The sequence below is a fragment of the Horticoccus luteus genome (assembly GCF_019464535.1).
Classification (GTDB): Bacteria; Verrucomicrobiota; Verrucomicrobiia; order Opitutales; family Opitutaceae; genus Horticoccus; species Horticoccus luteus.
Genome location: NZ_CP080507.1, coordinates 823,534 through 833,548 on the forward strand (window position 1 = coordinate 823,534; position 10,015 = coordinate 833,548).

Annotated in this window: 7 protein-coding genes and 1 tRNA gene; 2 read left to right on the plus strand and 6 right to left on the minus strand. The window is 63.1% G+C overall.

Annotation, left to right across the window (positions count from 1 at the left end; all coding sequences use genetic code 11):
- Window positions 1–47 precede the first annotated feature (47 nt).
- The 4 genes from K0B96_RS03275 to recD2 all read right to left on the minus strand — a co-directional run bounded on the left by K0B96_RS03275 (window position 48) and on the right by recD2 (window position 3,891).
- Window positions 48–120: transfer RNA gene (locus K0B96_RS03275), tRNA-Ile, on the minus strand.
- A 181-nt stretch (window positions 121–301) separates the two neighbouring features.
- The gene (locus K0B96_RS03280) at window positions 302–820 is read right to left on the minus strand and encodes a hypothetical protein (protein ID WP_220163835.1); all 519 of its coding nucleotides are present in this window, start codon (window positions 818–820) and stop codon (window positions 302–304) included.
- Between the two features lie 15 nt (window positions 821–835).
- The gene (locus K0B96_RS03285; RefSeq protein WP_220163836.1) at window positions 836–1,234 is read right to left on the minus strand and encodes a hypothetical protein; all 399 of its coding nucleotides are present in this window, start codon (window positions 1,232–1,234) and stop codon (window positions 836–838) included.
- A gap of 227 nt (window positions 1,235–1,461) precedes the next feature.
- Window positions 1,462–3,891 carry an SF1B family DNA helicase RecD2 gene (gene recD2, locus K0B96_RS03290; RefSeq protein WP_255558832.1) on the minus strand — a complete coding sequence of 810 codons (2,430 nt, stop codon included), beginning with the start codon at window positions 3,889–3,891 and terminating at the stop codon, window positions 1,462–1,464.
- 176 nt (window positions 3,892–4,067) lie between these two features.
- Between recD2 and K0B96_RS03295 the strand changes: the two genes are divergently transcribed.
- Both K0B96_RS03295 and K0B96_RS03300 read left to right on the plus strand, forming a co-directional pair.
- The gene (locus tag K0B96_RS03295; RefSeq protein ID WP_220163838.1) at window positions 4,068–4,874 is read left to right on the plus strand and encodes a phytanoyl-CoA dioxygenase family protein; all 807 of its coding nucleotides are present in this window, start codon (window positions 4,068–4,070) and stop codon (window positions 4,872–4,874) included.
- Between the two features lie 236 nt (window positions 4,875–5,110).
- Window positions 5,111–5,977 carry a carcinine hydrolase/isopenicillin-N N-acyltransferase family protein gene (locus K0B96_RS03300; RefSeq protein WP_220163839.1) on the plus strand — a complete coding sequence of 289 codons (867 nt, stop codon included), beginning with the start codon at window positions 5,111–5,113 and terminating at the stop codon, window positions 5,975–5,977.
- A gap of 9 nt (window positions 5,978–5,986) precedes the next feature.
- Here K0B96_RS03300 and K0B96_RS03305 read toward each other — a convergent pair whose 3' ends face one another.
- Both K0B96_RS03305 and K0B96_RS03310 read right to left on the minus strand, forming a co-directional pair.
- The gene (locus K0B96_RS03305; RefSeq protein ID WP_220163840.1) at window positions 5,987–6,760 is read right to left on the minus strand and encodes a DpnI domain-containing protein; all 774 of its coding nucleotides are present in this window, start codon (window positions 6,758–6,760) and stop codon (window positions 5,987–5,989) included.
- A 461-nt stretch (window positions 6,761–7,221) separates the two neighbouring features.
- Window positions 7,222–9,699 carry a sodium-translocating pyrophosphatase gene (locus K0B96_RS03310; protein ID WP_220163841.1) on the minus strand — a complete coding sequence of 826 codons (2,478 nt, stop codon included), beginning with the start codon at window positions 9,697–9,699 and terminating at the stop codon, window positions 7,222–7,224.
- Window positions 9,700–10,015 lie beyond the last annotated feature (316 nt).

Here is a 10,015-nt window from a genome sequence, read left to right on the forward strand (position 1 = left end):
CCTACCGCGCGACGGCGTTTGCCAACCGGGAGCGGGCAGGAGGAAAATGGGCCCACAGGGATTTGAACCCTGAACCAAAGGATTATGAGTCCTCTGCTCTAACCGTTGAGCTATAGGCCCGAAAATGACGTCTCATCGGGTAGCGCGCAGGGGGCTGGCCGCAAGCCGGAATCTCGCGCGAGAACGCGCGGCGCGGGCAAATGGGCGGCGTCCTTCCGGGAATTCCGGTGCCCGTCGCGACGGCCATCCTCGGTGCCACACGACGGTGCGGGAGCGCGGTGTGGCGCCGCTCAACGGGCCGTTAGTCGGCGTCGCCCGCGGTATTGGCCCACGCTGGCGGCGGTTGGGAGCGGAATTCTGAGTGGCGGATTTTGCCGCCGGCGTAGCCGACGAGGCCGCCGAGGCCGAGGCCGCCCAAGGCGACGAGGGCGGTGAGGATCAGTGCGGCGCGTTGGAAGCGCGGCGCTTTCCAGAGGGCGAGCAGCGCAAGCAAGGCGACGGCGGCGGCGGCGGTGTCGACCCAGACGAGCTTGTCGGCGAGATGCATGTGCCAGTTGAGCCATTTCTGGGCGACGCCATTCGACATCGAGGTAACGCGGTCGTAACCGGCTTCGCCGAAATGCGCCGCGGGCCAGACGGTCAGGGCGGCGACGAAAATCAGCAGCAGCGCGAGGGCCTTGGCGGCGTGGCTGCGGGCGAGGGCGGCCGCCAGGAGCGCAAAAAGACCCGCGGCCAGTCCGTAAACCGGCAGCGGGTTGAGAAGAACGTGGACGTATTCCGGTTCGCGGAGGGCGCGGAGGAATTCGGTCCAGAGCGACATCGCGAGCGAGCGAAATTACGACTTCGAAACTTCGACGTTTTCGAGGAGATTGATGCCGTCGCGGCTCACGAGTTTGCCTTCGACGGTGATCGTCTTGCCGCCGGAATTGGCGAGCTCGTCGTTGATGGGTTTGTGTTCGCCGATGAGAAGATAAACGGTGCCGTCGGCGCTTTTCAGACCGACGGGCAGTCCGCTGGAGATGCACTTGTTGGCGCAATCGGCGTGTTTGGCGCCGTGCGCGCCGTGGTCGAGGTAGCAAGCCATGTCGAGGACTTCACCCGTGACGGTGACGTGGCTGCCGCTTTGGGCCGCAGAGGGAGCGTCACCCGCGCGAGCGGCGAGCGGGAGGAAGGCGAGCGCGGCACCGGCGGTGAGCAGTGAAAAGAAACGAGCGAGCGGGCGAAATGAATTCATCGGTGGGAGGGTTGAGGTTTGAAGGGTTCGAAACGCTTTAACGGTGTGACTCCAACCGAGGAATTGCAAACCGGAGCACGGTAACGGGAAGCGATGGGCTGGTCGCGCGGTGCGAGGGGAGGAGTGCGCGCGGGAAAAGACGGTGCGGCGGGACGGGCGAAGCGATGGCGCGAGAGAAGCGGTGCGGGCGGCGCTGCGCGGGACGCGCCGATGGGGCGCGGGCGTGTTTACGCGGCAGCGATTTTTTCGCGGAGATGCGTGTAGCGTTGTTTCGATTCGTTGTTGCGCACGGCCATGGCGTAAGCGGCGGGCTCGCCGACGATGAAAACCTTTTTCCGTCCGCGCGTGATGGCGGTGTAGATGAGGTTTCGCTGCAGCATCATGAAATGCGCTTTGAGGAGCGGGATGATGACGACGGGGTATTCGCTGCCTTGGGATTTGTGAATGCTGATGGCGTAAGCGAGGGCGAGCGCGCCGAGGTCGCCGCGGTCAAACGTGTGAGGGTCGCCATCGAAGTCGGCTTCGAGCGTGCTCTTCTCAGGGTGAACGGCAGTGACGGTGCCGATGTCGCCGTTGAAAAGGTTTTTGTCGTAGTTGTTGCGCAGTTGGATGACTTTGTCGCCGGGGCGGAAGGCGGTGGAGCCGGCGCGGAGCGTGGCGCGAGGACCGGAGCGATCCCACGCAAGTTTGGAGCCCCCGCCGACCTCGGGGTTGAGCGCGGCCTGGAGCTGGGCGTTGAGATTGGCGACGCCCGCGGTGCCTTTGTGCATCGGTGCGAGCACCTGCACGTCGGCGACGGGATGCGGCCATTTGAGTTTGCGCGGGACGAACTCGGTGCAGAGCGCGAGGACTTTGCGCACGCAGTCCTCGGCATCGGTCGCGGCGATGAAGTTGAGGTCGGAAAACACCTGGGCGTCGGCCACGTCGTTGGTCGCGGGCGGGAGCGCGGGATTGCCGTCGTTGATGGCGTGGGCGGTCGTGACGATCTGGCTTTGGCCTTGCTGGCGGAAAATGACGGAGAGGCGCGTGGTCGTGATGTGGAGCGAAGGCTGGTGGGCGGCGACAGTTTCGGACGCGGCGGCGGCGATAAGGTCTTTGAGGACGTTGCCGGCGCCGACGCTGGGGAGTTGATCGGTGTCGCCCACGAGCAGGAGGTGCGCGCGGGAGGGGATGGCTTGGAGCAGCGAGGCGGCGAGGCGGGTGTCGAGCATCGAGGCCTCGTCGAGAATGAGGAAATCGGTGGCGAGGGGCGCGGATTCGTTGGCGACGAAACCGCCTTTGGCGGCGTCGTATTTGAGGAGGCGGTGAATGGTGGAGGCGAAGCCGCCGGTGGTTTCGGCGAGGCGTTGCGCGGCGCGGCCGGTGGGCGCGGCGAGGTGCACGCGGACTTTCTTGGCTTTGAGAATTTCGACGAGCGCGCGAAGGATGGAGGTCTTGCCGGTGCCGGGTCCGCCGGTGAGAATGGTAACCTTATGCGCGAGCGCGTTTTTGAGCGCGAGGCGTTGTAAGGGGTGGAAGACGAAGCCGGCTTTTTTCTCGGCCCACTCGACAGCGGCGTCGATTTTGATCGCGGGAAGCGCGCTGCCGGTGCGGGTGAGGCGGAGCACGGCGGCGGCGATCCGCGTTTCGGCGCGGTCGTTGTGCGGGAGTTGGAGAAAGGCGGCGGCAGGGAGGTCGGCGGGGGGAGTGCCGGAGGGGGAAGCGGAAACGTCGGACAGTGGAGCGACGGGGGTGCGGGGTGAGGGCGCCCCGCCCACAACGGGCGTGGGGGCGAGTGTGCCGCCGACGGCAGGGAAGTGCGCGACGAGGGATTTGTTTTGGACGAGGGCGGCGAGCCGCGCTTCGACGAAACGCGATTCCGTTTCGAGGAGGTTGGCGGTGTAGGCGACGAGTTCGTCGTGCGGGAAACCTGTGTGGCCTTCCTCCTGCAGCGTTTCGAGGGCGTAGAGGATGCCGCCGTCGACGCGGGGCGCGGCGTCGTTGGCGAAGCCGACGTTGATGGCGATGCGGTCAGCGGTCTTAAAGCCGATGCCGTCGATCTCGCGGGCGACGCGGTAGGGTTCGGTGGTGAGGATTTGCTTCGCGGCGGCGCCGTAGCGGCCGACGAGCTTCACGCACTGGCTGGGGGTGACGCCGTAGGTCTGGAGGAAAATGTAGAGTTCGCGCTCGATGCGTTTTTCGTCCCACGCCTGCTTGATGGCGGTGGCGCGTTTCGGCCCGATGCCGGCGACGTGGCGCAGGCGGCCGGAATCTTCGCTGAGCACGCGAAAGGTCTCGGTGCCGAGCGCGTCGACGATTTTGTTGGCGTAGACTTTGCCGATGCCGGGCACGAGGCCGCTGCCGAGGTATTTGCGGATGCCGTAGACGCTGGACGGCAGTTCGGACTTGAACGCGGCGACTTTGAACTGGGCGCCGTGCTGGGCGTGGCGCGACCATTCGCCGGAGAGGTGAAGGGTTTCGCCGCATTCGACGCCGGGGAGGGGGCCGACGATGGTGACCGGTTCGGGGCGCGCCGATTTGGCGTCGGCCGCGGCGGCGGGCGGAAGGTCGGGGCGAAATTCCGCGATGGTGTAGTGGTTCTCCTCGTTGAAAAAGATGATGCGTTCGAGGACGCCGGTGAGCGTCGCCGAAGAGGAAGCGGAAGTGGAAGCAGCCACGTTGGGAGGAGTGAGCACGGGCTCGGCGCAGGATGCAAACCGGCGCTGCAGCGGGAAGAAATCATTGACCGCAGGTGCGCGGACCCGGTGGCGCGCGCGGGCGGTGAACATTCGCGCGATTCGCGGTTGCGCGACGCGGCCGCCGTGACCAAGTCGGAGGCGCATCTTTTATTCCCATGTCCACACCCACACCGGAACAACAACGCTCCTTTTTCGAAACTTTCGGGTTTCTCAAATTCCCTGGCTTGGTGAAGGCCGAGCTGCCGCAAATCCTGGCGGAGTTCGAGGCGGTATTTCCGCAACTCGGGATCAAGCATGACGGCACGAAGCGGACGATGATCATCTCGTTTGTGGACCAGCGCGCGGGCTTGAGCGCGTTGCTGGATCATCCCGGCGTGCTGGCGGCCGTCAGCAACCTGATCGGCCCCGACTTCAACTATGTCAGCAGCGATGGAAATTATTACACCGGCGAGACCAGCTGGCATCGCGACAGCCTGTATAAGAGCAATAGCTATATCAAAATCGCGTTCTATCTCGACAAGGTGACGCGGGATAGCGGTGCGTTGCGCGTGCTCCCGGGCTCGCACCGCGACGAAGTGCAGGAGACGTGGGATGATGACGAGCTGCGGGCGTCGGCCACGCGCTGGGGCGTGGAGATGCGGGATCTGCCGGCGCACGCGCTGGAGAGCGAACCGGGCGACATGCTGGTGTTCAGCCATCGGCTGCGGCACGCGTCGTTCGGTGGCGGGCACAGCCGCCGGATGTTCACGATGAATCTGGGACGGCGGGCGAAGACGCCTCAGGAAGTCGACGACCTGATTTCGTATGTGGCGAACCAGTGGTCCGGGTATGTGCCGGCGCCCTATGGACCCGCAATGTTGGAGACGGCGACGCCGGCGCGGCGGGTGCATCTCACCCAAGGGCCGGAATATTGGGAAGCGGGCATCGCGCGGCGCAAGGAACGGGCCGGGAAGGGCGCGTAGGAGGTTATTTCGTTTCAGCGGAGCACGCTGGGCATCTGACCAGCCGCGCAACAGGAGCGGCTGGTCGGAGCACCGGTCTGGCTCAGGTGCCGGCCAGTTGCGGTTTCTATCTGGGTTCGGTGCGCCGTGCCGCCACACGAGCGAGTCCGTGGCGGAGTGCTACGCATGAAGCGGGTCGTAATCTCCACGCTCGGCGGGGACGGCAAGTTGTAGGACATTGTCGGCATAACCTCGCCATGAACGTTCCATTGCTCTCAGCTTCGCGCCTGCGGAGGGCGCTGGGCCTTGCGCTCACCTTCACGCTGGGCGCGTTTGAAGTGCGGGCCTGCACGTTGTGGGCCGCGGTGGCGCCGAACGAAGGCGGGACGATCATCGCGAAGAACCGCGATTGGAAGCCCGACCACACGCAGGTGCTGAAGCTGCGGCGCGGCAAGGGCTATGCGTATTTCGGGCTCTACGCCGTGGGCAACGACGAGCCCGGGCTGAAGGAGGGCGTGAACGAGAAGGGACTGTGCGTCGTGACGGCGACGGCGGGCTCGATTCCCAAGGCCATGCGCAAGGCGCAGAGCTCGAAACGGGGAGGCGTGACGGCCATGCTGCTCGCGAAGTATGCGATGTGCGACGAAGTGCTGGCCGACGCGGAGAAACTTTTTCACGGCCGTAATCCGATATTTCTGATGATTTCGGACCACACGAAGATCCTCACGCTCGAGGTGGGGCTGGACGGTCGCTTCGCGGTGAAAGTCACCGCCGCGGGTCACGCCGCGCACACGAATCACTTCCTCGAGCCAGCGCTGGCCGACTGTAATCTGAAAATCGGCGAGAGCAGCGCCACGCGTTTCCGGCGGATTTCGGAGTTGCTGGAAGCGGCGCCGGGTCCGCTCGACACGGCGGCGTTTGCGACGATGAGCGCGGACCGCTACGCGGGCGACAGCGACAGTCTCTGGCGCGTCGGTAAAGGCAGCATCACGCTTTCGTCATGGATTCTCGAGACACCCGCGAAAGGCGACATGACGCTCCGCGTCGTGCTGGCGAACCCGGGTCAGCCGAAGGAAGAAAAGCGGTTCGTGCTGGACGAGAAATTCTGGAAGCAGCACGGGTGAGGAGAATGACTACGAAATTTTGTGCCAGATGCCTCGCTCTCCCGCCTTCTGTGCGAGTAGGCCGCGGTCTCGCAAAACCTGAAGTTGTTGGCGGAGTTTGTCGCGAACATGACGATTTTCCGGGTGAAGCGCCGATAGCTCTGGTTCGAAGCCGTAGACATCGTCGTTGCGAAAGATAGCCGGGAGTTGCTCGACGAAGCGAAGAACGTCGAGCGTCCATCCGCGGCTGTCGGGAGGCAAGTTCGCGAGCCGCGCAATGCGGGCGTATTTCTCCCGAACCAGAGTTCGTTCGATTTCTGCGCCATCGACGACGAGGTCGATTTTTGCCGCTTGCGGGATCAGGCTAATGTTAAGCGTGTAGCCGACCCATTCGTGACGGCGGGCGGAAGAACTCAGTGGCCTCCGAGGCGAGACTACAGCGGGCGAAATCGCGAACCGGGGAATGAGCAGAAGATTGCGAACGAACCACGCGGGCAGTTCGTAATTCAAAAGGAAAAAATTCGGTGTGCGGTTGTGGAGAATGGCTTCGACCATCCGCTGATAATTTGAGCCCAGGATAGTGCGTCCGATTTTGGTTTTCTGGCTTTTGAGCTGATAGCGCTCGACGCAAAGCGGACAAAGAAAGTCGGTGACGTGTGTGTTAGCGGGCGTTTGCTCAATGATGTCACTGGTGCAGGCGCAACAGAAGAGGTTGGAGGCTCCCCACGGCTCGGTAATGCGCCGGGCGATTTGCGAGGCGCTTTTGTAACCGGCGCCGTGATGCACCGGAAGCTGGAGGTCCATCGTGGGCGAGTAGAGCAACCACCGGACCGCTCATCAAATCGATTTTACGCGATAGATTTCCGTTTCGCACCGAACGATGTGGGTCGTCTGCCGCTTGGTGCCATCTGACGCGCGAGCCCATGCTTTCTGCAGAGTCACGTCGACGGTCGTGTGCACTACGCTCGCCGCCTGCGTGTGAGCGCTCGAAAGGAAGACGAACTTCGATTCATGGAAAATACAGTGGTGCGGCGGGCTGGGGCGGCGTGTCGGCGCGGTGGCTGCGAATCCGGCCGAGGCGCTGGCGTGGTATGAGAAGGCGAGCACGCCGACATCACACAGGCGAAGGCGACGGCGGATCGCGTGACGCCACGGGCACAGGCTGCCGCGGCGGAGAAGAAATAGGCGCGGCGGCGGCGCAAAAAAGGCCGCGGCGTGGAAGCCGCGGCCGAGGAGGATGCGCCGGTGCGGACGCGAGGAAGGTGTCAGGCTTTGGCGTCTTCCGGAATGCGCATCGAGTAGAAGCTGCGGTAGGCAAAGATCAGCGCGATCAGGAAGAAGATCACGCCGATGGCGGTCTTCACGTGCTGGTCTTTCATCGTCACCGCGATTTCCACGGCGAGCAGGCCGAAGAGCGTGGTGAACTTGATGACGGGGTTCATCGCGACGGAGGAGGTGTCCTTGAACGGATCGCCCACAGTATCGCCAACGACGGTGGCGGCGTGGAGGTCGGTGCCTTTCTGCCGGAGCTCGACCTCGACGATCTTCTTGGCGTTGTCCCACGCGCCGCCGGCGTTGGCCATGAAGATGGCTTGGAAGAGGCCGAAGAATGCGATGCCGATGAGGTAGCCAATGAAGAAGTAGGCATTGAAGAAGGGCAGCGCCAACGCGAAGCAGAAGACGACGATGAAGATGTTCCACATGCCCTTCTGCGCGTAGACAGTGCAGATGCGGACGACTTCCTTGGAGTCTTTGGCGGACGCGGTCGTTGAATCGAGCTTGATGTGCTTTTTGATATAGACGACCGCGCTGTAGGCTCCCGTGACAACGGCCTGAATCGACGCGCCGGTGAACCAATAGATGACGGCGCCTCCCATGATGAGGCCGAGGATGATCTCCGGCTGCACGATCGAGAGGGCGGCCACCACTTCCTTGAACGGACCGGCGAGACCGGAGGCGAGTTGCGCCTCGTAGAGTTTCTGCAGGAGCATGATGATGCCGAACACCATCGTGGTCGCACCGACGACGGCGGTGCCGATCAAGACGGGCTTGGCGGTGGCTTTGAACGTGTTGCCCGCACCATCGCCCTTCTCGAGCTGGTATTTGGCGTTTTCGAAGTCGGGCTGGAAACCGAAGTCGCGTTCGATCTCGGCGGCGATGCCGGGCTTGGCTTCGATCTGGGAAAGTTCGTAGACGGATTGGGCGTTATCGGTGACGGGGCCGTAGCTATCGACGGCGATGGTGACGGGGCCCATGCCAAGGAAGCCGAAGGCTACGAGTCCGAAGGCGAAGATCGGGGCGGCGAAGAGGAACTTGGCGGGCATCAGCGCGAGGAGCGCCGGGTTCTGGGAGAAGTAGTAAGACGCGGCCATCAGCAGCATGATGACGAGGCCCATCCAGAACGCGGAGAAATTGCCCGCGACAAGACCCGACAGGATGTTGAGCGAGGCTCCGCCGTGCTGGGAGCAGTTGGTGACTTCTTTGACGTGGCGGCTGTTGGTGCTGACGAACACCTTGGTGAATTCCGGGATCAACGCGCCGGCCACGGTCCCGCAACTGATGATGACTGACAGCACCCACCAGAGGGCGGGATTAACGGTTTCTCCGCCGACGGTCTGGTGCGCCAGAAGGAAATAGGAGGCGAGGAACGTGATGCCGATGGAGACGGCCGAAGTGATCCACACGAGATGAGTCAGTGGCGCCTCGAAATCAAAGTCCTTCAAGCGGCCGTATTTGGCGCGCGAGAGGCCTTGGTTGAGAAAATAGGAAACGAGCGACGTGACGATCATCAGGGCGCGCATGACAAACAGCCACACGATGAGGACGGCGCAAAGTTCGGCGCTCTCGGCGAGAGCGAGGGCGAGGAAGGCGATGAGGGCGACGCCGGTCACCCCGTAGGTCTCGAAACCATCCGCGGTGGGCCCGACGGAATCGCCGGCGTTGTCGCCGGTGCAGTCGGCGATAACGCCGGGGTTTTTCGGGTCGTCCTCGGGGAGCTTGAAGACGATCTTCATGAGGTCGGAACCGATGTCGGCGATCTTCGTGAAAATGCCGCCGCAGATGCGGAGGACGGACGCGCCGAGGGACTCACCGATGGCGAAACCGATGAAGCAGGGACCGACGAGTTCCCGCGGCAGGAACACGAGGATGCAGATCATGAAGAACAGCTCGACGCACACCAGCAGCAGACCGACGCTCATGCCGGAGCGGAGCGGGATGAAGAGGGTATTGAGCGGGTTGCCCTTGAGGGCGGAAAAGGCGGTGCGTGAATTCGCGACCGTGTTGATGCGGATGCCGAACCACGCGACGCCGTAGGACCCGAGAATGCCGAGGACCGAGGCAAGGAGGATCACGCCCACGTTCAGCGCGGAGTTATGCCCCAAGAAGCCGAAGTAGTAAACCATGCACGCCCCGATCAGCACCCAGAGGATCGCGAGGAACTTGCCTTGGGTGAACAGGTAAGTTTTGCAGGTTTCCCAAATGGTATGCGAAACGCTGGCCATGGAGGCATGGACCGCCAGCGCCTTTGTCTGCTTATATTGAATCAGGCCGAAAATCGCGCCCACTATACAGAGCGCGATGCCGATATACATTAGCGTGACGCCGTTCACGCCGCCGAGTCCGTCGAAGCGGACCTGGGTGAGGTCCGGGATGTGGATATCGGCTTCGCTCGCGCGAACCAGCGAAGGGGCAACGACGGCCAGCAGGCCAGCGACGCCCGTTTTCAGGGTCAGTTTGGTCATAGGGGAGGGGTTGCGCGTGGTTTTAGGTGGTGAGAGCGAGGCCGCGAGCCAATTCTGCGCAGCCAATCTAATAGGCCGCAGGAGGCGAAGCGGTTGCGACGCCGGGCGCCGGGGGGCGATGCAAAAAATTAATCGCTGGTAGTGGGAACACCGACAAAGACTTGGGATTATTCCCGGTTTTAACGGTGAGGTGCAAACCACTTTAATGTTGCGGGGATTACCCTATGGAGTAGGCCCATTGTCCGCCCGCCCGGTCTTTTGAGCCGTCCGGCGCATCACATGCTTTGTTTTGATTTTGCTTGGGAGAACTCCCCCT